The organism is Shewanella mytili (assembly GCF_046765975.1).
GTDB lineage: Bacteria > Pseudomonadota > Gammaproteobacteria > Enterobacterales > Shewanellaceae > Shewanella > Shewanella mytili.
This window is the reverse complement of sequence record NZ_JBKOUD010000006.1, coordinates 122,371-146,893: the sequence shown is the minus strand read 5'-3', so window position 1 is coordinate 146,893 and position 24,523 is coordinate 122,371. Positions and strand designations below refer to the sequence as shown.

24 protein-coding genes and 3 tRNA genes are annotated in these 24,523 nt (G+C 53.8%); 6 read left to right on the top strand and 21 right to left on the bottom strand.

Annotation, left to right across the window (positions count from 1 at the left end; all coding sequences use genetic code 11):
• Nucleotides 1-6: 6 nt before the first annotated feature.
• From hflX to orn, 12 genes are all read right to left on the bottom strand, one after another.
• Complete coding sequence (hflX, locus tag ACIDEJ_RS08200; RefSeq protein WP_411987593.1) at nt 7-1,314, bottom strand: ribosome rescue GTPase HflX; 1,308 nt, start codon at nt 1,312-1,314, stop codon at nt 7-9.
• Between the two features lie 17 nt (nt 1,315-1,331).
• Nucleotides 1,332-1,616 (bottom strand): RNA chaperone Hfq, encoded by a 285-nt coding sequence (hfq, locus tag ACIDEJ_RS08195; protein WP_411987592.1) that lies wholly within the window; start codon nt 1,614-1,616, stop codon nt 1,332-1,334.
• An 86-nt stretch (nt 1,617-1,702) separates the two neighbouring features.
• Nucleotides 1,703-2,593 (bottom strand): tRNA (adenosine(37)-N6)-dimethylallyltransferase MiaA, encoded by an 891-nt coding sequence (gene miaA, locus ACIDEJ_RS08190; protein WP_411987624.1) that lies wholly within the window; start codon nt 2,591-2,593, stop codon nt 1,703-1,705.
• Between the two features lie 32 nt (nt 2,594-2,625).
• Entirely contained in the window at nt 2,626-4,461 is a 1,836-nt protein-coding gene (gene mutL, locus ACIDEJ_RS08185; RefSeq protein ID WP_411987591.1) for a DNA mismatch repair endonuclease MutL, read from the bottom strand.
• A 7-nt stretch (nt 4,462-4,468) separates the two neighbouring features.
• Nucleotides 4,469-5,818 carry an N-acetylmuramoyl-L-alanine amidase gene (locus ACIDEJ_RS08180; RefSeq protein WP_411987623.1) on the bottom strand — a complete coding sequence of 450 codons (1,350 nt, stop codon included), beginning with the start codon at nt 5,816-5,818 and terminating at the stop codon, nt 4,469-4,471.
• A complete protein-coding gene (tsaE, locus tag ACIDEJ_RS08175; protein WP_411987622.1) occupies nt 5,802-6,278 on the bottom strand; it encodes a tRNA (adenosine(37)-N6)-threonylcarbamoyltransferase complex ATPase subunit type 1 TsaE in 477 nt (158 codons plus the stop codon). The genes ACIDEJ_RS08180 and tsaE overlap by 17 nt, the downstream gene beginning before the upstream one ends.
• 45 nt (nt 6,279-6,323) lie before the next feature.
• Nucleotides 6,324-7,799: an NAD(P)H-hydrate dehydratase gene (locus ACIDEJ_RS08170; RefSeq protein ID WP_411987590.1), complete on the bottom strand. Its 1,476-nt coding sequence runs from the start codon at nt 7,797-7,799 to the stop codon at nt 6,324-6,326.
• Between the two features lie 201 nt (nt 7,800-8,000).
• On the bottom strand, nt 8,001-8,456 hold the full coding sequence (locus ACIDEJ_RS08165) for a ferritin family protein (protein WP_411987589.1): 456 nt from the start codon (nt 8,454-8,456) through the stop codon (nt 8,001-8,003).
• A gap of 305 nt (nt 8,457-8,761) precedes the next feature.
• Nucleotides 8,762-8,837 (bottom strand) — tRNA-Gly (locus ACIDEJ_RS08160).
• Nucleotides 8,838-8,862: 25 nt separating this feature from the next.
• A tRNA-Gly gene (locus ACIDEJ_RS08155) sits at nt 8,863-8,938 on the bottom strand.
• A gap of 31 nt (nt 8,939-8,969) precedes the next feature.
• A tRNA-Gly gene (locus tag ACIDEJ_RS08150) sits at nt 8,970-9,045 on the bottom strand.
• Nucleotides 9,046-9,148: 103 nt separating this feature from the next.
• On the bottom strand, nt 9,149-9,694 hold the full coding sequence (orn, locus tag ACIDEJ_RS08145) for an oligoribonuclease (RefSeq protein WP_411987588.1): 546 nt from the start codon (nt 9,692-9,694) through the stop codon (nt 9,149-9,151).
• A gap of 92 nt (nt 9,695-9,786) precedes the next feature.
• On the opposite strand from orn, the gene rsgA reads away from it, so the two are divergent.
• The 3 genes from rsgA to ACIDEJ_RS08130 are packed head-to-tail and all read left to right on the top strand — an operon-like array spanning nt 9,787 to nt 12,505.
• Nucleotides 9,787-10,848 (top strand): small ribosomal subunit biogenesis GTPase RsgA, encoded by a 1,062-nt coding sequence (gene rsgA, locus ACIDEJ_RS08140; protein WP_411987587.1) that lies wholly within the window; start codon nt 9,787-9,789, stop codon nt 10,846-10,848.
• A 23-nt stretch (nt 10,849-10,871) separates the two neighbouring features.
• Nucleotides 10,872-11,747 carry an archaetidylserine decarboxylase gene (asd, locus tag ACIDEJ_RS08135; RefSeq protein WP_411987586.1) on the top strand — a complete coding sequence of 292 codons (876 nt, stop codon included), beginning with the start codon at nt 10,872-10,874 and terminating at the stop codon, nt 11,745-11,747.
• Between the two features lie 35 nt (nt 11,748-11,782).
• Nucleotides 11,783-12,505, top strand: a complete 723-nt coding sequence (locus ACIDEJ_RS08130; protein WP_411987585.1) for a glycerophosphodiester phosphodiesterase — start codon at nt 11,783-11,785, stop codon at nt 12,503-12,505.
• Nucleotides 12,506-12,507: 2 nt separating this feature from the next.
• Here the strand turns inward: ACIDEJ_RS08130 and ACIDEJ_RS08125 are convergent, their stop codons facing one another.
• Nucleotides 12,508-12,840, bottom strand: coding sequence for a DUF3392 domain-containing protein (locus ACIDEJ_RS08125; RefSeq protein ID WP_411987621.1), 333 nt, complete (start codon nt 12,838-12,840; stop codon nt 12,508-12,510).
• Nucleotides 12,841-12,889: 49 nt separating this feature from the next.
• On the opposite strand from ACIDEJ_RS08125, the gene ACIDEJ_RS08120 reads away from it, so the two are divergent.
• Together ACIDEJ_RS08120 and ACIDEJ_RS08115 are read left to right on the top strand one after the other, a co-directional pair.
• A complete protein-coding gene (locus ACIDEJ_RS08120) occupies nt 12,890-13,813 on the top strand; it encodes a D-2-hydroxyacid dehydrogenase (protein ID WP_411987584.1) in 924 nt (307 codons plus the stop codon).
• Nucleotides 13,814-14,031: 218 nt separating this feature from the next.
• Nucleotides 14,032-14,223: a bacterioferritin-associated ferredoxin gene (locus ACIDEJ_RS08115; protein WP_411987583.1), complete on the top strand. Its 192-nt coding sequence runs from the start codon at nt 14,032-14,034 to the stop codon at nt 14,221-14,223.
• Between the two features lie 127 nt (nt 14,224-14,350).
• Here the strand turns inward: ACIDEJ_RS08115 and ACIDEJ_RS08110 are convergent, their stop codons facing one another.
• From ACIDEJ_RS08110 to nudF, 8 genes are all read right to left on the bottom strand, one after another.
• Nucleotides 14,351-14,854, bottom strand: a complete 504-nt coding sequence (locus tag ACIDEJ_RS08110) for a hypothetical protein (RefSeq protein WP_411987582.1) — start codon at nt 14,852-14,854, stop codon at nt 14,351-14,353.
• A gap of 124 nt (nt 14,855-14,978) precedes the next feature.
• A complete protein-coding gene (parC, locus tag ACIDEJ_RS08105; RefSeq protein WP_411987581.1) occupies nt 14,979-17,252 on the bottom strand; it encodes a DNA topoisomerase IV subunit A in 2,274 nt (757 codons plus the stop codon).
• 30 nt (nt 17,253-17,282) lie between these two features.
• On the bottom strand, nt 17,283-18,422 hold the full coding sequence (locus ACIDEJ_RS08100) for a PQQ-dependent sugar dehydrogenase (RefSeq protein ID WP_411987580.1): 1,140 nt from the start codon (nt 18,420-18,422) through the stop codon (nt 17,283-17,285).
• 37 nt (nt 18,423-18,459) lie between these two features.
• Nucleotides 18,460-20,346, bottom strand: a complete 1,887-nt coding sequence (gene parE / locus ACIDEJ_RS08095; protein WP_411987579.1) for a DNA topoisomerase IV subunit B — start codon at nt 20,344-20,346, stop codon at nt 18,460-18,462.
• Between the two features lie 52 nt (nt 20,347-20,398).
• On the bottom strand, nt 20,399-20,974 hold the full coding sequence (locus ACIDEJ_RS08090; RefSeq protein WP_411987578.1) for a YqiA/YcfP family alpha/beta fold hydrolase: 576 nt from the start codon (nt 20,972-20,974) through the stop codon (nt 20,399-20,401).
• Between the two features lie 40 nt (nt 20,975-21,014).
• On the bottom strand, nt 21,015-21,854 hold the full coding sequence (gene cpdA / locus ACIDEJ_RS08085) for a 3',5'-cyclic-AMP phosphodiesterase (protein WP_411987577.1): 840 nt from the start codon (nt 21,852-21,854) through the stop codon (nt 21,015-21,017).
• 15 nt (nt 21,855-21,869) lie between these two features.
• Nucleotides 21,870-22,298 (bottom strand): DUF1249 domain-containing protein, encoded by a 429-nt coding sequence (locus ACIDEJ_RS08080; RefSeq protein WP_411987576.1) that lies wholly within the window; start codon nt 22,296-22,298, stop codon nt 21,870-21,872.
• An 8-nt stretch (nt 22,299-22,306) separates the two neighbouring features.
• Nucleotides 22,307-22,936, bottom strand: coding sequence for an ADP-ribose diphosphatase (gene nudF / locus ACIDEJ_RS08075; RefSeq protein ID WP_411987575.1), 630 nt, complete (start codon nt 22,934-22,936; stop codon nt 22,307-22,309).
• A 238-nt stretch (nt 22,937-23,174) separates the two neighbouring features.
• Between nudF and tolC the strand changes: the two genes are divergently transcribed.
• A complete protein-coding gene (gene tolC, locus ACIDEJ_RS08070; protein WP_411987574.1) occupies nt 23,175-24,497 on the top strand; it encodes an outer membrane channel protein TolC in 1,323 nt (440 codons plus the stop codon).
• Nucleotides 24,498-24,523 lie beyond the last annotated feature (26 nt).

Below are 24,523 nucleotides of genomic sequence, written 5' to 3'. Positions count from 1 at the left end.
AGAATATTAACAAATAGCATTATCTTCTTCAGCAGTGCAGACCAAATCTTCTATTTCGCCGTCACTCTGCTTGATAAGCCGTTGCCAATCCGCTTCTGGTAAACGTACCGACAAAATGCAGTTCCCCAGGTCGTCGTACGTTTTCTGCTGTATCGCGTCCAGATTATAAAAATAACCAAGATAATGGCCTTTTGCGGCCGGGATTTTCAGCATCACATTGACAATGGTGCTGCCCACAAGCTGTTCGATGGCCTGTTTCAACAGATCCAGTCCCAGCCCTTGCTGCGCCGAAATCCATACCCGATAAGGCAGACCTTCCGCATTCACATCAATTTTAGGCGCAAGCTCCTCCAGCAAGTCGATCTTGTTACAGACCACTAGCTGGGGAATGTCGCCGGCCTCGATTTCCTCCAGCACCTCTTGCACCTGTGCAAAATTATCATCCATGTTGGCATCAGCACAATCCACCACGTGTAGCAATAAGTCTGCTTGACGGGTTTCTTGCAATGTTGCCTTGAATGCGGCAATCAGCTCATGGGGCAAGTGGCGGATGAACCCCACGGTATCCGCCAAAAATACTGCGCCATGGGTTAATGCCAGTTTGCGTAAGGTGGGATCCAGGGTGGCAAACAACTGATCGGCGGCATACACCGTAGACTCAGTTAATGTATTGAATAATGTAGATTTACCGGCGTTAGTATAACCAACCAAAGACACGGTGGGCATGTCGCTGCGCTGCCGGGCGCGACGACTCTGTTCACGCTGTTTGTCTACTTTTTCCAGTCGGCGATTGATATATCTTATCCGGCCACGCAACAAGCGGCGGTCGGTTTCCAGCTGGGTTTCCCCCGGACCACGCAGGCCAATCCCCCCTTTTTGACGCTCAAGGTGAGTCCAGCCCCGAACCAGGCGCGTTGACATGTGGCGCAATTGCGCTAGCTCCACCTGCAACTTACCCTCGTGGGTACGGGCCCGCTGGGCAAAAATATCCAGAATTAGGGTAGTACGATCCAACACCCTGCACTGACACAGGATTTCCAGGTTACGTTCCTGGGCCGGACTTAAGGCGTGATTAAAAATCACCACGTTGGCATCAGTGGCCGCCACCAGTGCAGCCAGCTCTTCAGCTTTACCGCTACCCACAAAAAATTTGCGGTCTGGCGCTTTTCGGCTTCCGGTGATCACCCCAACTGATCGCGCGCCAGCGGATTCTACAAGTAACTGCAATTCCAGCAAATCTTCCCGACTGTCTTCATCGGTAAAATCAATATGCACCAGAACTGCAGTTTCTCCCGCTTCATAGCGTTCAAACAAGAAGGAACTCCTCGCGATTACTGCTCACCGTTACTGTTGTCATCATTGCCGGCATTGTAACCTGCCGCCTGAGCCCCCTGATGACTACTGCCCATATTAAACGGGCGGGAAGGCACCACTGTGGAAATGGCATGTTTGTAAACCATCTGACTTACAGTGTTTTTCAGCAAAATAACAAACTGATCAAAAGACTCCACCTGCCCCTGCAATTTAATGCCGTTTACCAGATAGATTGAAACGGGAACGCGTTCACGGCGTAACGCATTCAAAAATGGGTCTTGTAAAGATTGCCCCTTAGCCATTTTTTATTTCCTTTTACTTATATTGTATTAATCCAACAGTGCTACTTTCTTTTGAGTTTTAGTATTATACAGCGGCTACCATTAAGCTAGCGGCATTGCCGTATAAGTGTAACTAAATTTCCCGCTGCACCGCTCTCCAGCCAGTTCAGCTCAGGCCATCCCCGCAACCATGTTAATTGACGCTTTGCCAATTGCCTAGTAGCCGCTACGGCTTTTTCTGTCATTTCAGCGTAACCATATTCTCCGTCCAGATACTGCCAGCACTGGCGATACCCCACACAACGCATGGAGGGTAACGCCAAATGCAGGTCACCGCGGGCTTTTAACGCTTCCACTTCTGCGATGAATCCCGCCGCGAGCATCTGCTCGAACCTCAACGCTATCTTATGATGTAATTCGGCTCGTTCTTGGGGCGCGATGGCAAACTGCACCACATCATAAGGCAACGCTGAGCCCTTGGACTGGGTCAATTCCGTTAATGTTTTGCCGCTGATCCGGTAAACCTCCAGCGCCCTGGATAATCGTTGCGGATCATTCGGGTGAATTCTGGCTGCCGCCACCGGATCAATGGCGGCCAGCTCATCGTGCAGCCCCTGCCAGCCTTTTTGCTGCACTTGTGCAGCGATTTCGGCCCGAACCTGTTCATCGGCGCTGGGCAATGGCGATAACCCTTCCAGCAAGGTCTTGAAATACATCATGGTGCCCCCCACCAATAGCGGGGTTTTGCCTTGCTGGAGAATCGCTTCAATATGGGCGATGCAATCGGCCCTAAAATCCGCGGCCGAATAACTTTGCAGCGGATCAAGAATATCAATCAGGCGGTGCGGTGCCCGCTGCAGCTCTTCTGCGGTGGGTTTCGCGGTGCCGATGTCCATCTGCCGGTAAATCAGCGCAGAATCCACCGAGATGATTTCGCAGTTGTGGTGTTCAGCCAAAGACAAAGCCAATGCGGTTTTTCCCGATGCGGTAGGGCCCATCAGGGTAATGACTCTGGGTTTTGCTGTATCGCTCACGTTGCCTGTTCCAACCAGTCTCGCCAGGGCAATGCCTTGGCCATCTTATAAATCTCTGTTTTTGCAGTGTCATCCAGCAGGTGCAGGGCTTGCCACACCACGGGTGCCGACACGAATCCCTGAACGCTTTTTGTCGCCATCCACCGCGCTAACGCGTCGTCTGTTATCTGTGCATCCTGCTCGAACCATGTCAACAATTCGTGAATGAGCGATGCCAGCTGAGTATCCCTGAGATATGGGGGTACTTTTTTGATTATCAACTGCTGGTAACGAATATTGAGCTCAAATCCCAGATGCTGTAGACGTTCATGGTGGGTTGCCAGCAGCTGTTTCCAGTTTTCCTGCGTCGCCAGTGCCACCGGCATCAGCAATGGTTGAGACGGCAACCCCTGCGCCAGTTTGGCCTGTATCTGCCGGTACTGCAGTTCACTGGCCACCGCCTTCACGGGCAATAACAATAAATCCGCGTCATGAGTCACCACCCAATAGGCACCATCCAGCAATGGCGGCGAAGGCGCAATGCTTTGCGCGCTTTCATTGACATGCCCCGGAGTGCTCAGCAATGCGCCATAACTGTGTAATGCCGTCGCTGATGGCGCGCCGGCAGCGGTGTAGCTAGGTCGCTGCGCTGCAGGATGCTGGCGTTCCTCATGGCGTTCATGCCCGGAGTGTTGCCAAGCGCCAGCGGCGTCACCGGCAGGATTTTCCTCTGCCCTGGTGCCAGGCATTTTTGCAGTGGCATCCCCTGAGGTTATTGCCGCTTTAGGGGGCGCATAAAAAGCGTCATCTGCACCCGGCGCTTCACTATACGGATTATCGCTTAATCCTGGCTTAATGAGGGCAGATTGCTCCAGCGCCGATGTGAGCGCTTGTAAAATAAAATCATGAACATAGCGCGCCTGATGGAAGCGGACTTCCAGCTTGGCAGGATGCACATTCACATCCACCTGGTGAGGGTCGAGCTGCAACATCAGCACATAGCCCGGCTGCTCTATTTCATCCAGCTCCGCAAATGCCTGGCGCACGGCATGGTTTACCAAGCGGTCCCGCACCAGACGGCCATTCACATAAAAATAATGGGTATCTTGCGCCGTGATTTGCAACGGCGATTGCAGATAACCGCTCAGATGCAGCCCTTCATGGGCGCATTCCACCTGCACGGCTTGCTCGGCAAAATCCCGTCCGGCCACCTGCGCCAGCCGCTGTAAAAACTGGTCGTCCCGGGTGGCGGGGCGGTAATGGCGCACCTGCTTGCCATTGTGCTTCAGGGTTAACTGAATGTCCGGACGCACCAGAGCCATGCGCTTGAGCCATTCATCAATATGGGAAAATTCCGTTTTGTCGCTTTTCAAAAAACGCCGGCGGGCGGGCGTATTGAAAAACAGATCCGCCACTTCGATGGTCGTGCCCACGGGGTGCGCCGCCGGCTGGATTTTAACGGCCATTTCAGAGCCTTCGGCATACGCCATCCAGGCCTCTGACTGCTGTTCGGTACGGGAGGTGAGACACAGGCGCGATACGGAACTGATACTGGCCAGCGCTTCGCCGCGGAACCCGAAACTCAAAATGGTTTCCAAATCGTCCAGTGAATGCAGCTTGGATGTGGCGTGGCGAGATAATGCCAGCGGCAAATCGGCTTTATCTATGCCGCCCCCGTTATCCTGAATGCGGATTAATTTGGCGCCGCCTTTTTCAATTTCAATATCCACCTTGGTGGCACCGGCATCCAGGCAGTTTTCCACCAGCTCTTTCACCACGGATGCGGGACGTTCCACCACTTCACCGGCGGCAATCTGGTTAGCCAGTTGCGGCGGTAATATCTGAATGGCCATATTTACCTCAGGCTCTTGGAATCACCAACTGTTGCCCGATGCGCACCACATCCGACTTGAGTTTGTTGGCTTTTTTGATGGAGGCAACCGACACCTGATAGCGCTGTGCTATCACCGACAAGGACTCGCCGCGCACCACCCGGTGTTTGATATTGCCCCGTTTGGCCAGCAAGGTGCCTTCCGGGGGATAAGTTTCAAAATGGCGCCGAATCCCCTGGGCGATAGCGTTGGCCAGCTGATTCTGGTGTTTGGCGCTTTTGAGTAGCTTCTCTTCGCTCGGGTTGGAAATAAACCCGGTTTCCACCAGCAGCGACGGAATGTCCGGCGCCTTTAGCACCGCCAGGCTGGCATATTCCGGCTCCTTTTTATGTAGCCGGGTCACTTTCCCCATATCATGCAGGATGTTGCTGGCCACCCGATAGCCGGTGGTGCGCGAGTTATCCATGGACATGTCAATCAAGGTGCGCATCAGATACTGTTCGTTATCGGTATTTTGCACAATCTCGCCCACGCCGCCGAGCAGCTCAGACACTTTTTCGCTTTGTTCAAGCAAGCGCCCCATCTCGGTATTGGCCCGGCGATTGGACAGCACCCATACCGAGGACCCCCTGGGGTGGCGCGATGTGAAAGCATCCGCATGAATGGACACCAATAAGTCCGCTTTGGCTTCCCGGGCAAGCTCCGAGCGGCGGTTAAGCTCCACAAAATAATCACCGGTGCGGGTGCGTATGGCTTTTATGCCGGGCACCCCATTCAATTTGGCGGCAACCCGGTCAGCTATCTGCAGAGCCACTTTTTTTTCATAAAGACCGGAGGGGCCAATCGAGCCCGGGTCATCCCCGCCGTGTCCGGCATCCACGGCAATAATCACATCCCGGTCATTGCCCCCAAGGGATTTGACTTCACGGGCAATGCGGCTGGTGCCCCCCTGGGTGAAATCCACCACCAGCCGGTTACCGTAAGGGCCGGTGGGCGGCAGGGAAAACACGTTATGCTTGGCGGGCTGGGCCAAGTCCACCACCAGCCGAAGCGTGCCTTTAGCTGGCGATGAGCTGAAACGCACCCTTTTGACCAATTTACTGTTGTTGCTGAGTTTTTCGATAACGCCACGCTTGGCCTTGGTGTGGCCAAGATCAATCACCAAACGTTCGGGATTGGCTAGGGTGAAGGTGTCGTACTGAGGTTTGCCGGCCAGATCGAATACCACACGGGTGGAGTCTGGCGCGCCCCAAATCCGCACACTGTTGAGGGTATTGGCTGAGGCGGCAAAAGCGGACGCGCACACCAGCCACAACAGGCAGAAAAAAAGGTAGCTGGCGACGCTGTTACGGGTCTTGATGTTATAAATTCTGGGCATCATTGTGTAATTTTGCTAATAGCATCCTGGCTGGCTCACTACAGGCGTTAATGACAACTTCCCGCTCAGTATTAACATACTTGATATGCAACTGTATATCTGCTGCAGGCAAACATCCCGCGCCTTGCTCAGGCCATTCCACAATACACAGGCTGTGTTCGTTAAAATAATCCCGGATCCCCATGTATTCCAGTTCTTCCGGTGAGCTCAAGCGGTAGAGATCAAAATGGTACACATCCAGCCCATCAAGTGCATAAGGCTCCACCAGCGTGTAAGTGGGGCTTTTCACATTGCCTTGATGTCCCAACCCCTGGATCAACCCGCGACTGAAGGTGGTTTTGCCGGCGCCCAGTTCGCCTGTCAGGTAAATCACCAACGGCGGCGCCAGTAAACGGGCCAAACGCTGGCCCAAGGCAACGGTTTGTTGTTCATCACGCAGGTGTAACGTCAAAGAGTGCAAGCTCGTCATTCTTTTCAGGATCCAAATTCGGGGATTACGGCCGGGTTATTGTGTATTAACCAGATGACGGATCCAAGGCATCAAGTCGCTTGCCAGCATGCCCCGTTCACCATCACGGGCTGCAAGATCAGCGGCTTCACCATGCACCACCACAGCGGCGACGGTTGCCAGAAAGTTCTCCAGCCCTTGGGCCATCAGTGCGCCGATTATACCAGATAACACATCACCGCACCCACCGCTGGCCAGCCCCGGGTTGCCCACAGGCGCCACATACAACTGCGAGCCATTGCAAATCAGCGTACCGGCGCCTTTTAGCAGCACGGTGCCGCCATATTGGCGTTGCAGTTGCCGCACGGCAGCAAAGCGGTCAGCCTCGATGGCATGGCTATCACAGCCCAGCAATGTGGCAGCTTCTCCAGGATGGGGCGTCAATACCCAATTGGGGTGGCATCTGGGCTCGGTGCTCAGAATGTTCAAGCCATCTGCATCCACCACCGCGCGCTTTTCCGTTAACCCCACGGCCTTGAACAGGTTATAACCCCAGTCATGGCGCCCAAGGCCGGGACCCAACACCAGTACATCGGCCCAGCCAAGACGCTGATACACCTCCATGTCCACCAGCTCACATCCCCTGAACATCAGTTCCGGGCGGCCGTTATTCACGGTGAGTTGATGTTCCGGACGGCTTATCACGCTCACCAGTCCGGCTCCCGCCCGCAAGCATGCCTCTCCGGCCAGGCGTATGGCACCGGCCATGCCGTAATCCCCCCCGATAATGGTCACTCTGCCGGATAATCCCTTATGGCTGTCGCGGGGGCGGGCTTTAAAAATCTCGGCAAGCATATGGCCATCCACCCGTTGCACCTCGGGGGCGGGCAGATAAGGGGTAAGCCCGATATCGGCAAAATGCAGCTCGCCGGCACAATGACGGGCGCGGCCGGTGAGCAATCCCTGTTTCAATGCGCCCATAATCAAGGTCATGTCAGCCTGCACCGCACTCCCACTGGCCGCACCGGTATCAGCCATGATGCCGGAAGGTAAATCCAGGCTCAGGACTTTGGCATCACTGAGATTGATGTTATCAATCAGCAACGCCACCTCAGGGCTCAGCTGGCCACGAATGCCCGTACCCAACAGGCCATCCACAATGATATCGGCCTCAATCCAGCCGTCGCTAGCAAGCCGCTCAAAGCTGAAATCCTGCAACTGCTGCCATGCCTGCTGCCATTGCGCCGTAGGGTGGGTGCCGGGATGCAGCAATAAGGCACATTCGATATCGGCCTGTAACAGATGACGCATACACACCAGGGCATCGGCGCCATTATTGCCCTGCCCGGCGACCACCAGCACTTTTTGCGGGCGTTTCAGAGAGGATTTCAGCAGTTCGAATGCGGCTTTGCCTGCCCGCTCCACCAGTTGATACAAATCCCCTTCACCGGCATCAACCCAAGCCTGTTCGGCCTGTTTCACGGTGGCGGAGGTATATAACCCGGAAGGTAAATGTGACAAATCCTGTGCCATAGTGTTCTCCAATACTTCACGTTGGCGGGGCATGAAGCACCGCGCGATGTTGTGGCAATTTCCCTCAGACTAGCAATCCGGATATCCGCTGTTTATGACCTATATCAGAAGATCGTATTATGAACCATAAAAAAGCCCGGCAAATTGCCGGGCGCAAAGGTGCTATTTCACTTGAAGATAAGAGCCAAACGGCAAGGGTACCTAAATGTCTTCCATGCGAATGGTGCTGTGCACCAATCTGTGTTGATGAATTTTTTCCACCCGAACCAAATCCTCCAGCGCACTTTTCACTTCTGCGGCAGATGAGGAGGCTGCGGTTTTTTCCAGCAGGCCAATCAGGGCGTTATCCAGCTCCAGGTGCAGCTCCAGTACATCATCTTCATTCATGTTGGCCGGAAGCATCACATCCTGACAGCGCTTTTTAAAATCTTCGAACACAAAATCCTTGTACCAGGCATCCAGCACTTTTGCCGGCGCGGTATCAAGGTAGTCTTCCAGATGTTGCGCCACATCTTTTTGATGTTGTTCAAAATATTCCAGCACCAATTTGGCACGGGAAGAATCAGCCTGGTTATGCAGCCGATGATACATCTTGGCCATATCAAGACGACATTCAGCTATATATTCCAAAAGTTCACGCAATTGTTGGATACGCATCCGGCACCCTCCATTTTCAGCAGCAATTTTGAGGTTGATTCGAGTATGTGTTCATTATGAAAGCAATTCTCAGCCGAATACATGACGGGAATCATAATTTACGGGTATTGGTCGGCCACTATATTAGCAATCATGCAACAAACTTACGATAGATCACAAAAATCATCATGGGCTTTGGGTGATAAATGGAATTTCAGGCGATTGCAAATCATGAGCGCCAAACAACAACCACAGTGAACAATGGCGATTAAAGCCAAATGAATTAGGTCAGGGAAGACGTTACAGGTATCACAGAAAAGGAAATTTGGAGCGACATACCGGGTTCGAACCGGTGACCTATACCTTGGCAAGGTATCGCTCTACCAACTGAGCTAATGTCGCAACATGAGGTGAAACATCCTGAAATTGGAGCGACATACCGGGTTCGAACCGGTGACCTATACCTTGGCAAGGTATCGCTCTACCAACTGAGCTAATGTCGCATCTTCTGCCTAACGGCGTTTTAATCAGGATTGGAGCGACATACCGGGTTCGAACCGGTGACCTATACCTTGGCAAGGTATCGCTCTACCAACTGAGCTAATGTCGCACCGCATTCCAACTGATTTCAGAACCAGCGGGAAGGTGAGGCCGCATTATAGGCAAATTTCCAACCCCTGCAACCCCTATCACGCGAATTATCTGTCAAATGCTCAAATTTTAAATACCCGTTGCCGATAAAAGCGCAATTCAGCAATGGATTCCTGAATATCCTGCAGTGCCTGGTGGGTATTTTGCTTTTTAAAATCCTGCATGATGTCCGGCTGCCAACGGCGCACCAGCTCCTTGACGGTGCTGACATCAATATTGCGGTAATGGAAATAGTCTTCCAGGGGGCGCATGTACTTGTTCAGAAAGCGCCGATCCTGCCCCACACTGTTACCGCACATGGGGGATGCGCCTTTGGGCACGAAGGTTTCCAAAAACGCGATGGTTTGGCGCACGGCATCCGCTTCACTGTACTGGCTGCGTTTCACCCGTTCAATCAATCCGGAGGCGCCATGGTGCTGCTGGTTCCAGTCATCCATTGCCGCCAATACGGCATCGTCTTGATGAATGGCAATCACCGGCCCTTCACCTATGACATTCAGCTCCTTGTCCGTTACCAGGGTGGCAATCTCAATCACCCGGTCAACCTCAGGCTCCAGCCCTGTCATTTCCAAATCTATCCAAATCAAGTTTTCAGCATTGGCTGCCATAATGCACTGTCTCCCGCCCGCCATTCAGGCTTTTTTATCCAAGACCGTGTATCATACTGCTTTTCGAAGCTTTCCAACAAACCAAGGTATCCGTGAGCAAAAAGAAACTGACCCATGGCCAGTTGCGCCGCATGAAAGCCAATCATCAGAAACGGTTGCAACGGGGTAATCGTACCGACGCCTCTGAAAATGAACTGCAGGACAGCCTGCTGGGGCCTGAGCAGGAAGGCATTGTCATCTCCCGTTTTGGCCAGCATGCCGATGTGGAAACCGCCACAGGAGAGCTTGTCCGCTGCAATCTGCGCCGCACCATTGGCAGTCTGGTCTGTGGCGATAAGGTGATTGTGCGCCAGGCAACAGACCCCAGCAGCACGGTAAGCGGCATTGTTGAAGCGGTGCATCAGCGTCACTCCAGCCTGACCCGTCCGGATCTTTATGACGGGGTAAAAATTGTCGCGGCCAATATTGATCAGATTCTGATTGTTTCTTCCGTGGTTCCGGCATTTTCCACCCAGATTATCGACCGCTACCTGGTGGCTGCAGAAGATTGCGGCATAGCCCCTGTCATCATCCTCAATAAAGTGGATTTGTTAACCGAAGAGCAAGCCCCGGCCATCGACAAGGCACTGGAGCGTTACCGCGCCATTGGTTATCAGGTATATGAAGCAAGCGGCCAAACCCTGGCGGGCATAGAGGAGCTCAAGCACCTGCTGGATGACAAAGTCAGCATTTTCACCGGTCAGTCCGGCGTGGGCAAATCCTCGTTAATCAATGCCGTGCTGCCCGGTGCCAAACTGCTTATTGGCGATGTGTCGGACAATTCGGGCCTTGGGCAACACACCACCACCACCTCCAAACTGCTGCACCTTCCCTCTGGCGGCAGCCTGATTGACTCCCCCGGGGTACGGGAATTTGCCCTGTGGCACCTAAGCGCTGAACGGGTCAGTTGGTGCTTTGTGGAGTTTCGTGAGTACCTCGGTGGCTGTAAATTCCGCGACTGCAAACATCTGGATGATCCCGGTTGCCGATTGCGTGAAGCTGTTGAGCAGGGCAAAATTGCCCAAGATCGATTTAATAACTACCACCGCATTATTGCCAGCCTGGATGAACAGCGCCATGCGCGACAGTTCCGTGCCGGCATGGATGACGTTTGAATCTTGCAAGAAGGAACTGTACCTTGGATACACTGAAGATTGCGCTGCAATACCTGTTGCCAAAACATCTGCTGTCCCGCGCCGTTGGCAAACTGGCCGCCGCAGAAGCTGGTGCGGTAACCACGGCAGCCATTCGCTGGTTTATCAAGCACTACCACATCAACATGGCCGAGGCGCAATTGCCTGAGGCGGATGACTACCGCAGTTTCAATGCCTTCTTTACCCGGGCCCTGAAAGCGGGGGTTCGCCCGTTATGCCATGATCCGCTGTATCTTGCCCATCCGGTTGACGGCACCGTGAGCCAATGCGGCGACATTGAAAATGGCCGGATCATTCAGGCCAAAGGCCACGATTACAGCGCACTGTCATTACTGGGTGGCAAAGCGGAGGTGGCCGACAGATTCTACGATGGCGATTTTGCCACCATTTATCTGGCCCCCAAAGACTACCACCGCATCCATATGCCCTGCGACGGGGTACTCTCCAAAATGATCTACATTCCCGGAGAGCTGTTTTCCGTCAATCCGCTGACCGCGCGTCACGTACCGGGGCTGTTTGCCCGAAATGAGCGGGTGGTGGCCATTTTCGAAACCGCCATTGGCCCCATGGCCATGGTACTGGTTGGCGCCACCATTGTGGCCAGTATTGAAACCGTCTGGGCCGGCACCGTCACCCCGCCCACCGGCAAAAAAGTGTTTGTCTGGGATTATGACACTCAGGGCAAAGAGGCCATCACCCTGCGCAAAGGGGAAGAGATGGGACGCTTTAAATTGGGCAGCACCGTTGTACTGCTGTTTGCCAAAGATGCCTTGGATGAATTTGCCGATGATGTGGAACCTGGCGAAACCACCCGCATGGGCGCCCCTTTTGCCAAAATAGCGCAGCACATTGACATCTAAGACACCGTACTTGATGTTGTGGTAAGAGGCTGAACATGTTGGTATTTGCCCATCGCGGCGCCAGTGGTTACGCGCCGGAAAACACCTTGAAGTCGATGCTGCTGGCACAAGAACTTGGCGCCGATGGCGTGGAGCTGGACGTGCACAACGTGCAAGGGGAGCTGCTGGTTTTTCACGACAGGCAACTGGCCCATAAAAGTGATGGCAGCGGGCTTATTCACCACAAGTCCTTGCAGGAAATCAGTGCGCTGCGGGTGGGCGGGGAAACCATTCCCACCCTGAGGCAAGTGTTGCAGGCCCTTGCCGGGCGGATAACGGTAAATGTCGAGTTAAAGGGCATTGGCTGCGTTGCACCGTTTTTAAACCAATACCCCAGCTACTTGCATGAACTTGGCTATCAACCACAACAGCTGCTGATATCATCCTTCAATCATCCCTATTTGCGGCAGGTCAAACAGCGGTTTCCCGATGCATGCGTGGCGCCGTTACTGGCCAGCATTCCGGAAGATTTGGCCTATTGTGCCAGTGCCCTCAAGGCTTGCGCCTTGCATCTGGACATCAATTTCATCAGTAAGCAACTGGTGGCGGATGCCCATCAGCGCGGGATGAAGGTAAACGTTTACACCGTGGATGACATTGACGACATCCGCGCGTTACAGCAATTGGGCGTGGATGGCATTTTCAGTAATTTCCCGGACAAAGCCCGCCAAGTGCTGGCAGAGCCGTCAACCCGGGACTACCGCCGCTGGTTTGAGTGACGTCAGCTTTGCTGATTGCGCTGGGCCCAGACACCCACCACCATGAACGTGGCAACAACCAGCAGCAACAGCCATAATGCCGGCATGTGGGCCATCTGCCTTGCCAACCACGGGCTGGCCAGCACAATCAGCAAGCCATAGCCAAAGGCATTGAGCAGAATGAAAATCAGGGTGCGCATGATAAAACCGCGGGCCCCCAAGCGGCGCCGCAGCCAACGGTTAACATCCACACCGAAGGTAAATACCAGACACGCCACCATGGCAGAGGCAATTTCACCCAGCCATGGATACAGCATGGTGCCCAGTTTGGTCAGGTATTCAACAAGATAATGCATGATATTGGCGGCGGTGATGACTGGTGCCGCCAGCATATAGGAGCTGGACATGGTTCACAAGTTGCTACTGCTCACCCGGGAAAACCCCCGTTACCAAGCGTTATTACAACAAGCGCTACCCGATTTGCAGTTGCTGGACGACGCCCCGGCCAGCATAGCCCAAGCGGATATCTGGCTGGCCGAACCGGCTCTGGCCGCCCCCTTGCTCCCCCATGCCAAAGAGCTGAAATGGCTGCAATCCACCTTTGCCGGTGTGGAAAAACTGCTAACGCCCAAAAGCCGCACCGATTACCGGCTGACCAATATCAAGGGGATTTTTGGCCCCTTGATGAGCGAGTATGTCTTTGGCTACCTGTTGGCCCATTGCCGCCAGCAGCAGCTGTACCGGCAACAGCAACGGCAAGGCTTATGGCAACCGGGGGAATACCAGAGTCTGCAGGGAAAAAACCTGTTGCTGCTGGGCACAGGCTCCATTGGCTGCCATATTGCCACTACCGCCCGTCACTTTGGCATGCACACGGTGGGCATGAACCGCAGCGGCCATCACCCCGCAGCATTTGCAGACATCATCAGCAATGATGCATTACCGGCCGCCCTGGCGATGGCCGATGTGGTCATCAACACCCTGCCGGCATCTCCCGCCACGGCCAACATCCTTGATGAACATCATCTGGCCCGGCTCAAGCACGGCGCCATGCTGTTTAATGTAGGGCGAGGCAATGCCGTGGATATTACGGCGCTCAGTGCCTTATTGTCCCGACGCGGCGATTTAACTGCGGTATTGGACGTATTTGTACAAGAACCCTTACCTGCCAGCCACCCGTTATGGCAGCAAGAAAACGCCATCATCACCCCTCATGTTGCCGCCCCCAGCTTTCCCCATCAGGTGGTCGAGATTTTTGTGGATAATTTCCGGCGCTGGCAGCAACAGCAGCCATTGCTGTATCAGGTGAGTTTTCAGCGGGGCTATTAACACTGCCAGACGTGTCTTAAGCATCTTATACAGGCACCAAAGGCGATATGCAGCCTGGCTGGCCGCGGGGAGGAACAGGTCGCTAGCAAAAATTGCCAACTTCATGGCACAACGGTTGTGATCCGGGTTAAAAAAACGCCGCCCATAGTTGTTATTGAGAAGTATTTTTATTTATACTAACAAGCAATCAATGGTTGGGGTTTCGGAGTTTCGCATCTATGTACGTTTGTTTGTGTCATGCCATTACCGATACACAGATCCGTGAGGCTGTCAGCCAGGGGGATACGAGTCTCAAACAGGTGCGACAACGGCTGGGCGTAGGGGATCAGTGCGGTAAATGCAGCCGCATGGCCATGGTAGTGATACAGCAACAGCTGGAGCTGGAACCCAATTACTACGAAGTGGCATAACGCCTTACAAGCAAATGCAAGGCGCTTGCCTCTCCGGTACAGGCCGGCCGCCCCCCAACGCCCAATGCAAATCTCAGGCATTGGCAATACCAACACTGCCGGGCATAGCCCGGCCTTCTAATGCTCGTTAGTAATAAACACCTGGTGGGAGTGGTTTTGCTCGGATTGGATGATCGTTCTCAACTGCGTCTTCAAAAGCCTCCGGGTCAGTATGGCGTTTTTTAATGGCCGCTATCACTTCATCACGTTGGCCTTTCTTCCACGATACCATGTAACCCATCAGGTCAAATTGCAACATCAACTCACCCATACGGCATTGAGTATCGTCAAATCTAGCTGATGGTTCGAGGATGGTATAGGTACGATTAATCAGCGCCCTTATCTCTTTATCTATACTCTCTGGGTAGACCTCAATGCGGCAAATTTGCATCATTTCATCGTATTCTGCTTTATCCCAATAAAATTCAAGCCCGAATAATTCTATTAGCGGTATGCCAAATAACACCTCTGCACGTTCTTCCTGGCTATAATCAACGGTATATTTGCTTTCAAACTTTTGGCGTTTCATCTGTATTTCCATTACCCCTACATACATCATGGCTGCAATGATGAGCATCAAAATGATGAGCATCAAATAGCCTGTGATCGCCAGCCACAATCCGCCACGGTTGACCGCCCATAATGAAAAAGCGGCGGGGCTGCAGTCATCTGCTTCACCCGCCGCCCCGGCAGTGCATCAACACCGGCAATAATGGTTATGCTTCAGGAGTTACACCGTCAGCTTCCACATCAATACTGTCTACCCGCTGCAACCCGCGGGGCAGTTTGGAACCCCGGCGTCCGCGTTCACCGCGGTAGTATTCCAAATCACTGCTTTTCAAGGTGAGCTTGCGTTTGCCTGCCCACAATGTAACGCTGGCACCATTGGGAATAAGCTGCAGGTGGGTGAGCAGCTCTTCTCGCAATTTGGCGCGCTCACCGGGAATGCCAATAATCTTGTTGCCCTTGCCTTTGGCCAGTTGGGGCAGTGCATCCACCGAAAACAGCAACATCCGCCCTTCGTTGGTAATGGCCAGAATGGAATATGCCACCCCTGGCGCCAATGGCCTTGGCGTCAACACCTTGGCATTGGCCGGTAATGTCAGCAGGGCTTTACCGGCCTTGTTGCGGGACACCATATCCTTGAATTCACAGATAAAACCATAACCGGCATCACTGGCCAACAGGTATTTGTGTTCATCATCCCCCAGCAGCACGTGCTCCATGGTTTCACCTGGCACCAGGTTAAAGCGGGTGGTGATGGGTTCCCCTTGGCTACGGGCGGATGGCAGGGTATGGGTGTCGGTGGAAAATGCCCGGCCGGCACTGTCAATGAAGACCGACGGCTGATTGCTGCGCCCGGGGGCAGCGCACAGGAAACGATCCCCAGCCTTATAGGAAAGTCCGGCAGCATCAATATCGTGCCCTTTGGCACAACGCACCCAGCCTTTCTCCGACAGCACCACGGTAACGGCTTCACTTGGCACCAGATCCTGCTCGGACAACGCCTTGGATTCGGTGCGCACCACCAGCGGTGAACGGCGATTGTCGCCGTAAGTGGCGGCATCCGCCTGCAGCTCTTTTTTGATCAGGGTTTTCAGGCGACGTTCGGAGCTCAGCAACTGCTGCAGTTTTTCCCGTTCTTTTTCCAGTTCATCCTGTTCTGCGCGGATTTTAATCTCTTCCAGTTTTGCCAGATGCCGCAGTTTCAGCTCCAGAATGGCTTCCGCCTGTTTGTCACTGAGGCTGAAACGGCGCATCAGTTCCGCTTTGGGTTCTTCGTGAAAGCGGATAATCTCAATCACTTCATCAATATTGAGGAAGGCGATCATCAAGGCTTCCAGAATATGCAGCCTGGACAATACCTTATCCAGTCTGAATTCCAGACGGCGACGCACGGTGGCAATACGGAAGGTCAGCCATTCGCTCAGCAGTTGCTTTAATCCCTTCACCTGCGGGCGGCCATCGAGCCCCAGCACGTTAAGGTTGATGCGATAGCTTTTTTCCAAGTCGGTGGTGGCAAAAAGATGGGCCATGAGCTGGGCACAATCCACCCGGTTCGAACGTGGCACTATCACCAGCCGCACCGGATTTTCATGATCGGACTCATCACGCAAGTCGGTGACCATGGGCAGTTTTTTCGCCTGCATCTGCGCCGCTACCTGCTCCAGGATTTTGCTGGAGCTGGCTTGATGGGGAATGGCCGTAACCACAATCTCACCGTCTTCCACGCCATACACAGCCCGAGCCTTGATGGTGCCGCGGCCGGTTTCGTAAATCTTGGCAATGTCCTCCGGCGGCGTGATGATCTCGGCAGCAGTCGGGTAATCCGGCCCGGGCACCAGCTCCATCAGCCGTGGTAGTGCGGTGGAGGGGTTATCCAGCAGCTCCACGCAGGCGCTGGCCAGTTCCCGTGCGTTATGGGGCGGAATATCCGTAGCCATCCCCACCGCAATGCCGGTAATGCCGTTAAGCAGAATGTGCGGCAAACGGGCGGGCAGTACCAGCGGCTCTTTCAAGGTGCCGTCAAAATTGCTGCCCCAGTCCACGGTGCCCTGTCCCAATTCGCTCAGCAAAACCTCTGAAAAACGCGATAGGCGCGCTTCGGTATAACGCATGGCGGCAAAGGATTTGGGATCATCCGGCGCCCCCCAGTTCCCCTGCCCGTCCACCAGCGGATAGCGATAGGTAAAAGGCTGCGCCATCAACACCATGGCTTCGTAACAGGCGCTATCACCGTGGGGATGGTATTTACCCAACACGTCGCCCACGGTACGGGCGGACTTTTTATACTTGGCGGCGGCAGACAGGCCCAACTCGCTCATGGCGTAAATGATGCGGCGCTGCACGGGTTTCAGGCCGTCGCCAATATGCGGCAACGCCCTGTCCATGATGACGTACATGGAATAATTGAGATAGGCATCTTCGGTAAAACGGCGTAGCGGGATCTGCTCAACGCCATCCATACTCAGGGCCAATGGATCACTCATGTCTGCATTCCTGTACTTGGGTTGTCATTATCATTCATCTTGTTCATCGTCCTCGTTACCTTTGTAAAACAGGCGATAAACATTGCCTTTCAAATCGTCCGAGATATACACCGAGCCATCCGGTGCCATGGCCAATGCGTAGGGGCGGGCCACCGGAAACTCGCCATCAAGAAAGCTCACCAAGGTGGTGCGGCTCTGCACTTGATTGCCGTTCATTTTCAGCATGACAATCTGATAGCCTATCTTGCTGGAGCGGTTCCACGAGCCGTTTTCTGCCACCAGCAGCTGGTGATGGTACTCCGCCGGAAACTGCTTGCCGTTGTAAAACAGCAATCCCCGAGGAGCCACATGGGCCGGCAGTTCAAACACCGGCGGCGCCATGTTCAAATTTTTGGGTTTGGCATAGGCGGGTTCGTTCACCGCTTTGCCATGGCGGTAAGGAAAACCGAAATGCTCGCCAAAATATCCCAGACGGTTGATTTCATCCGGTGGCAGGTTATCGCCCATCCAGTCCCGGCTGCTGTCGGCAAACCACAGTTTGTTGTCGTCCGGGTTCCAGTCAAAGCCCACCACCTGGCGAATGCCGGTGGCTATCTGCTGGGATTCTCCCGTTGCCACGTCAATGGCAATGATGCTGCCAAAGGGGGCAACGGGTTCGCACACATTACAAGGCGCGCTAATGGAGATGTACAATCTGCCATCGGGGCCAAACTTCATGCCCCGGGGGCTTTTACTGCTTTTTCCGGGAAGCCGGTCGTAAATTTCCCGTGGACGGCTGGGACGTTTGAGGCGCTGCTCGATGTCGTTAAACACCACGATTCTGTCTTCCAGTGCCGCATACAGGTTGCCGTCATGGAATGCCAGCGCCTCCGGATAATCCAGATCTTTGGCCACCATGTAGCGCCGGTCCACCCGGCCATCATGATTACTGTCCACCAGCGCGGTGATGATGCCGCTTTTGCGGGAGCCCACAAACAAGGTGCCTTCATCACCCACGGCAATCTGTTTGGCATCCCCCAGCTCCGTGGCGTAGAGCGACACACCAAACCCTTTGGTTACGGTGATCATTATCGACGGTGATGCATTGGCAATCCCGCATTCCAGCGCAGCGCCCAACAGTAACAAACCTGCACCGGCGCTCCTGCCGATTCTGTTACGGATACTCATCATAACCTTGCCTTAATCTTGGTTTTGGGCATTCGTGCAATCAAAAATCGGCCAGATCTCCTTTTGTTTCCAGCCAGGATTTACGATCCCCCGAACGTTTTTTCGATAACAGCATATCCATCAGTGCCACGGTTTGTTCCGCATCATCAATGGTAAGTTGCACCAATCGACGGGTATTGGGATCCATGGTGGTTTCCCGCAGCTGGAGCGGATTCATCTCCCCCAGCCCTTTAAAGCGGGTTACCTGCACCTTACCCTTTTTGTTATCGGCCGCGATACGGCTGAGAATACTTTGTTTTTCTTCTTCATCCAGTGCGTAATGCACCTCTTTTCCTATGTCGATACGGAAAAGCGGTGGCATGGCAATGTAAATGTGCCCCTCTTCCACCAGTATGTTGAAATGCTTGAGAAACAGGGCGCATAACAGGGTGGCGATATGCAGGCCATCGGAGTCCGCATCAGCCAGTACGCAGATTTTGCCGTAACGCAGTTCAGAAATGTCATTGCTGTCGGGATCACAACCAATGGCCACGGAAATGTCGTGCACTTCCTGTGAGCCCAGTACCTGGGAACCATCCACTTCCCAGGTGTTCAAAATCTTGCCCCGCAGCGGCATGATGGCCTGAAACTCTTTGTCCCGCGCCTGCTTGGCACTGCCGCCAGCGGAATCCCCTTCCACCAGAAACAGTTCGGTACGGCTGTTGTCCTGGCTGGTGCAGTCGGTAAGTTTGCCCGGCAACGCGGGGCCTGCGGTCACTTTCTTGCGGGCAATCTTTTTGGCGGATTTAAGGCGTTTCTGGGCATTGTTGATGCACATTTCCGCCAGCAATTGCGCCTGATCCGTATGGCTGTTAAGCCACAAGCTGAAGGCGTCCCGCACAATCCCCGAGACAAACGCCGCACATTGACGACTGGAGAGTTTTTCTTTGGTCTGCCCGGAAAACTGCGGGTCCTGCATTTTGACGGACAGCACAAAAGAGGCTTTATCCCAGATATCTTCCGGGCTCAGTTTCACTCCACGGGGAAGCAGGTTGTGAAACTCGCAAAATTCACGCATGGACTCCAGCAAGCCGTGACGGAACCCGTTCACATGGGTGCCCCCAAGCGGGGTGGGGATCAGGTTCACATAGCTTTCATTCAGGCATTCCCCGCCTTCCGGCAGCCAGGTGATGGCCCAGGAGGCAGCCTCAATCTTGGTGCTGATGTTCCCCACAAAGGGTTCGTCCGGCACCGTTAGCGCATCCTTGATGGAATCCTTGATGTAGTCGGTCAACCCCGCTTCATAAAACCATTCCAGCTCTTCGCCGCTTTGCTTGTTGATGAAACGGATGCGCAGCCCCGGACACAAGACCGCTTTGGCCCGCAGCAGATGGGTGAGCTTGCTGATGGAAAAATTGACGGAATCAAAATAATGGGCTTCGGGCCAAAATTGCACCCGGGTGCCGGTGTTACGCCGGCCGCAGCTGCCGGTAACCCGCAGCGCCTCTACCCGCTCGCCGTGTTCAAAGGCAATATCATACACTTGGGCATCGCGCCTTACGGTCACTTCAACCCGGTTGGACAAGGCATTGACCACGGAGATCCCCACCCCGTGCAACCCGCCGGAAAACTGGTAATTCTTGTTGGAAAACTTGCCGCCGGCATGCAATTTGGTCAGGATGAGCTCTACCCCGGGAATGCCCTCTTCCGGGTGAATGTCCACCGGCATGCCCCGGCCGTCGTCTATCACTTCCAGTGAGTTGTCAGGATGCAAAATCACGTCGATTTTACTGGCAAATCCCGCCAATGCTTCATCGACACTGTTGTCGATGACTTCCTGCCCCAAATGGTTGGGCCGGGTGGTATCGGTATACATGCCCGGGCGGCGTTTAACCGGATCCAGCCCGTTCAGGACTTCAATGGCATCGGAGGTGTATTGATTTGTCATAGCGCGTACTTTTTTATTTTTGCGGTCATCGTGGGCCGCACCCTTCTGATTGTCAAGGCAAGCACAAAAATCGGCTTACGGTGTCCAGTTGCTTGTCGTAGCCCACAAAGCCGTGATTGCCACCGGCCTCCAGCAGCATCTCACAACAGTGGTATTTCGCCAATGCCTGGCGGTAATCGAGCACTTCATCAGCGCTTTGCAACAGTACCAAAAAACGCTCCGGATTGAGAATGACCGGCGTATCATATTGTTGCAGCTGTTGCTGGTGTTGCGGCAATAATTGGTAATGCTCGCCGGTATAGGGGTTATGCTGCGCCCCCAGATAATCTTCAAATAACGCATAAGGCTGAACGGCAGGATTGACCAACACGGCCTTGCCGCCGTAACGCTGCGCCAGGTAACTGGCAAAATAGCCCCCCAGCGAAGAGCCGATGTAACGCAGGGGTTCGCCGGCCTCAATGGCCTGCGCCACAATGGTTTGCAACAGCGCCATGGCCGGTTGCGGCGCCGATGGCAACTGGGGGAAAAACAGCGGCAAGTCCGGATGGTGGCGCTGCATGTAATGCAAGGTTGCCAACGCCTTGTCGGACTGGGGAGAACTGTTAAAGCCATGGATATAAAGCAGCATAGTGCCTCGCGCCGGTAGCCAAGCTGGGAGAAAATGAACCTTAGTAGCCGCTCGCCAGAATATCGGGAGCGAAACGATTGCCGGGGATCCGGTAAACATTGGTCAGCATGCTACCATCCGGCCGCAACTCCAGCAATCGGTAGCCCGGCTGCAGTACATCCAGGGCAAAATAGGGAGACAGCGGTTTAAACTGAATGCAGGTGGATGGTGTTGCCATTAAGGCAATCGGATGCTGCTCACCGGGATATTGGCTATCCAGCTGCTGGTGTACATGGCCCCAAAGCATCCCTTTGACCTGGGGCAGTTTGGCCATTTGCTGCAAAAACTGCTCGCCGTTATCCATCCAGTGCTGATCAAGCCAGGCGCAGTCCACCTTCACCGGGTTATGGTGCATCACCAGCAATACGTGGCGCGAGGGTTCGGCGGCAATGGCATCGTGGATAATGGCCAGTTCATCATCGCCAAGATGACCGCCGGGTTTTCCCCTGACGGTGGAATCAAGCAAGATGATCTGCCAGTTGCCCGCCAGTACCCGCCGCTGACCGAACACCAAAGAGCCCTGCATGTGCAGGTTCATGATCCGGGGATCGTCATGATTGCCCGGCAGGTAATGGCAAGGAAGATTCAACGGCTCAATGGCGCTGACAAAGTTATGGTAGGAATCACCGGAAAAATCCTGGCTGAGATCGCCAGTTGCCAGCAAAAAATCTGCCGGATAGCTCAATGCCTGTACCGTGTTGATCACCGCCCGAAAACTGCTGGCGGTATTCACGCCCAACAGCTGTCCTTCCGGATCGGCAAACAGGTGAGGATCGGTGATCTGCACTATACGTACGCTCTGATCCTTGGGAATACGGTAAGTGATAGCCTCTTTCAGCACGTTAAGTACCCAATATTAAAGCTGACAGACAAGGCGTGCACGGCAGTCGATTTTCAACAACTCCTCCAAAAAGGCATTAACCTGATATTTTTCATTCCGATGATGCATATACAAGTTTGGATAATCGTACACTGGCTGCAGCCGGGAAATCTGTTGACTGCTTAACACTTCTGCTAATTTAGCATCATGATAAACTCTCACCGTCACTCTGGGAACGGGTACCAATGCCGCTTTATCCGTCGGTCTGGAAATGCACACCACCTGGGTATAGGGGGTATTTTCCAGTAATTGCAGCTGCAGGCAACCAAAACTGCCCGTTACCTGCCATTTGTCGCCCTGATGGCACGCATCAGGCAACCAGCGATTGATATGGGCATAGTTGCGGCCGCAAAGTGCCAGAAAACGGCTGACATCCGGTTGGTATTTCTCGTTTGTTTTTTGCATGGTATCCATCAGTCACCAGTACTGGCCGCGGCCCCCTCATGCAGTTGTTGATAATTGAGCTGCAACCACTGCAGGCCAATCACCGTTGAAGCATTATCAATACGGCCATCGGTGGTCATTTCGTAAGCCTGCTGCCGGGGCAAGACCACGACCCGAATGTCTTCATGTTCTTCCGCCAGTCCGTGAAGCCCTTGGGCTGAACTGGCATCCACCGCCGCCCAGTAAAGGTAAAACCGTTCCGTGCAACCGCCGGGACTGGATAAATAACTGCTGATGGGATGCAATGAACGGGCGCTCAGGCCACTCTCTTCCTCCAGCTCCCGCAGGGCAACCTGCTCCGGCGCTTCCCCATCTTCAATCATGCCCGCCACCAGCTCCAGCAACCAGGGCGAATCGCTGCTCATGGCCGCAGGCAACCGCAATTGCTCAATCAGCACCACCTCATCGGTTAACGGATCATAAGGCAACACCACCACTGCCTGGCCGCGCTCAAATACCTCACGGCGCACCTCGCCGCTCCAACCGCCGGCAAACAGCCGATGACGGAAGCGGTATTCTTCCATAGAAAAGAAACCGGAATAAAGTGTTCTTTTACCTAAAATCTCAATATCGGCCTTACCAAATTTCCCAGTGTTCATTGTGACTCCATTTACTGCCGTAACGGCCTTTGCCTGCGCCCTCAAATTCAGCAACATCATTTATTAATAAAATCTGTTACACTTCGGAGTTGACTGAAGATCAGATGGTTTTTAGTATTTTGCTTAAAAGTTTTGCTGTATCGGGACGCGTCGGGAAGCGCAAACCGCCTTTTCAAGGCATTAACAGTCTAACGAAGTTAAACCACCTGTACAGGGTGTTTGTCTATAAGGACAGCTAATGAAATTTAAAATCCGCACGCTATGCGCGGTGTTAACGCTTGCTGCTTCAGCACATTCAGCGCACGCCGACGATTTACTTCAGATTTACCAGCAGGCACTCACCAATGATCCTGTGGTGTTGCAGGCCAAAGCACAGCGCGATCAGTTTTACGAGGCCATTGAAGAAAACCGCGCTCCATTGCTGCCCAGCATCAGTGCCGCCGTGGGTTATGACAAGGCCTGGATGGACCCGGGAAATGACACCAGTGGCATTACCGGCTCACTAGCGCTGAGCCAGATCATTTACGATCACTCCGCGTGGGTGGGGCTCAATCTGGCCGAGAAAGCCGCCTCCAAAGCCGACGCCATGTATGCCACCTCGCTGCAAAGCCTGATTGTGCGGGTGACCAATGCCTATTTCAACGTCTTGCTGGCAAACGATACCTATGCTTATCAGATTGCCGAGCAACGGGCCATTGAGCGCCAGTTGGAGCAAACCAAACAGCGCTTTGCCGTGGGGCTTACCGCCATTACCGATGTGCATGAAGCTCAGGCGCAATATGATTTGGCCACCGCTTCGGTCATTCAGGCACAAAACAGCCTGACCAACAGCTATGAAGCGTTGCGGGAAATCACCGGTTTGGATCATGCCGATCTGAAAGTACTGGACACCAACCGCTTTTCTGCATCCGTTCCCATGCCCGCCAAAACCGAAGCATGGCAAAAAATCGCAGAAGACAGCTCGCTGATGTTGCTGACAAACCGCATTGCCAAGGATATCGCCCAGGAAACCATTTCGCTGCGCCAGTCCGGACATCTGCCATCCCTGAGCCTGAATGCGGGTTACAACAAAGGGCTGGATCAGAACACCAATGGCACCAGCAGCCCGGATTACGATCAAAGCAGTGTGGGCCTGAAACTGAACATCCCGTTGTTTGAAGGATTTAGGGTCAGTTCCCAGGTGAAGCAGGCTCAGTACGCGTATGTGGAAGCCAGTCAGGCACTGGAACAAACCCACCGCCAGGTGATCAAGAGCGTGCGTAGCGACTTTAATGACGTAGCCGCCGCCATCAGCTCCATCAAGGCTTACGAGCAATCGGTGATCTCCTCTGAAAGCGCGCTGAAAGCCACACAGGCAGGTTTTGAAGTGGGCACCCGTACCATTGTGGATGTACTGAACAGCACCCGTACCCTGTACAATGCCAAACGCCAACTGGCCAATGCCCGCTACAGTTATATCAATTCCGTCATGGCGCTCAAGCAAGCCGCCGGAACACTGAGTGAAGATGACATCATCAGCATCAACAACGGTCTTACCGCTGATGCCCAGTCTCACCAATAAGCCCTACGCCCCATAAAAAAACCGCC

Excerpts from the sequence above, each read along its gene's own strand:
- parC (WP_411987581.1), bottom strand. The coding sequence starts at position 17,252 with ATGAGTGATCCATTGGCCCTGAGTATGGATGGCGTTGAGCAGATCCCG.
- ACIDEJ_RS08130 (WP_411987585.1), top strand. The coding sequence starts at position 11,783 with ATGTTGGTATTTGCCCATCGCGGCGCCAGTGGTTACGCGCCGGAAAAC.
- ACIDEJ_RS08125 (WP_411987621.1), bottom strand. The coding sequence starts at position 12,840 with ATGCATTATCTTGTTGAATACCTGACCAAACTGGGCACCATGCTGTAT.
- miaA (WP_411987624.1), bottom strand. The coding sequence starts at position 2,593 with ATGGGCCCTACCGCATCGGGAAAAACCGCATTGGCTTTGTCTTTGGCT.
- ACIDEJ_RS08120 (WP_411987584.1), top strand. The coding sequence starts at position 12,890 with ATGGTTCACAAGTTGCTACTGCTCACCCGGGAAAACCCCCGTTACCAA.
- parE (WP_411987579.1), bottom strand. The coding sequence starts at position 20,346 with ATGACAAATCAATACACCTCCGATGCCATTGAAGTCCTGAACGGGCTG.
- tolC (WP_411987574.1), top strand. The coding sequence starts at position 23,175 with ATGAAATTTAAAATCCGCACGCTATGCGCGGTGTTAACGCTTGCTGCT.
- ACIDEJ_RS08165 (WP_411987589.1), bottom strand. The coding sequence starts at position 8,456 with ATGCGTATCCAACAATTGCGTGAACTTTTGGAATATATAGCTGAATGT.
- ACIDEJ_RS08110 (WP_411987582.1), bottom strand. The coding sequence starts at position 14,854 with ATGCTCATCATTTTGATGCTCATCATTGCAGCCATGATGTATGTAGGG.
- ACIDEJ_RS08115 (WP_411987583.1), top strand. The coding sequence starts at position 14,032 with ATGTACGTTTGTTTGTGTCATGCCATTACCGATACACAGATCCGTGAG.
- ACIDEJ_RS08080 (WP_411987576.1), bottom strand. The coding sequence starts at position 22,298 with ATGCAAAAAACAAACGAGAAATACCAACCGGATGTCAGCCGTTTTCTG.
- ACIDEJ_RS08180 (WP_411987623.1), bottom strand. The coding sequence starts at position 5,818 with ATGCCCAGAATTTATAACATCAAGACCCGTAACAGCGTCGCCAGCTAC.
- orn (WP_411987588.1), bottom strand. The coding sequence starts at position 9,694 with ATGGCAGCCAATGCTGAAAACTTGATTTGGATAGATTTGGAAATGACA.
- nudF (WP_411987575.1), bottom strand. The coding sequence starts at position 22,936 with ATGAACACTGGGAAATTTGGTAAGGCCGATATTGAGATTTTAGGTAAA.
- mutL (WP_411987591.1), bottom strand. The coding sequence starts at position 4,461 with ATGGCCATTCAGATATTACCGCCGCAACTGGCTAACCAGATTGCCGCC.
- hfq (WP_411987592.1), bottom strand. The coding sequence starts at position 1,616 with ATGGCTAAGGGGCAATCTTTACAAGACCCATTTTTGAATGCGTTACGC.
- ACIDEJ_RS08090 (WP_411987578.1), bottom strand. The coding sequence starts at position 20,974 with ATGCTGCTTTATATCCATGGCTTTAACAGTTCTCCCCAGTCCGACAAG.
- ACIDEJ_RS08170 (WP_411987590.1), bottom strand. The coding sequence starts at position 7,799 with ATGGCACAGGATTTGTCACATTTACCTTCCGGGTTATATACCTCCGCC.
- ACIDEJ_RS08100 (WP_411987580.1), bottom strand. The coding sequence starts at position 18,422 with ATGATGAGTATCCGTAACAGAATCGGCAGGAGCGCCGGTGCAGGTTTG.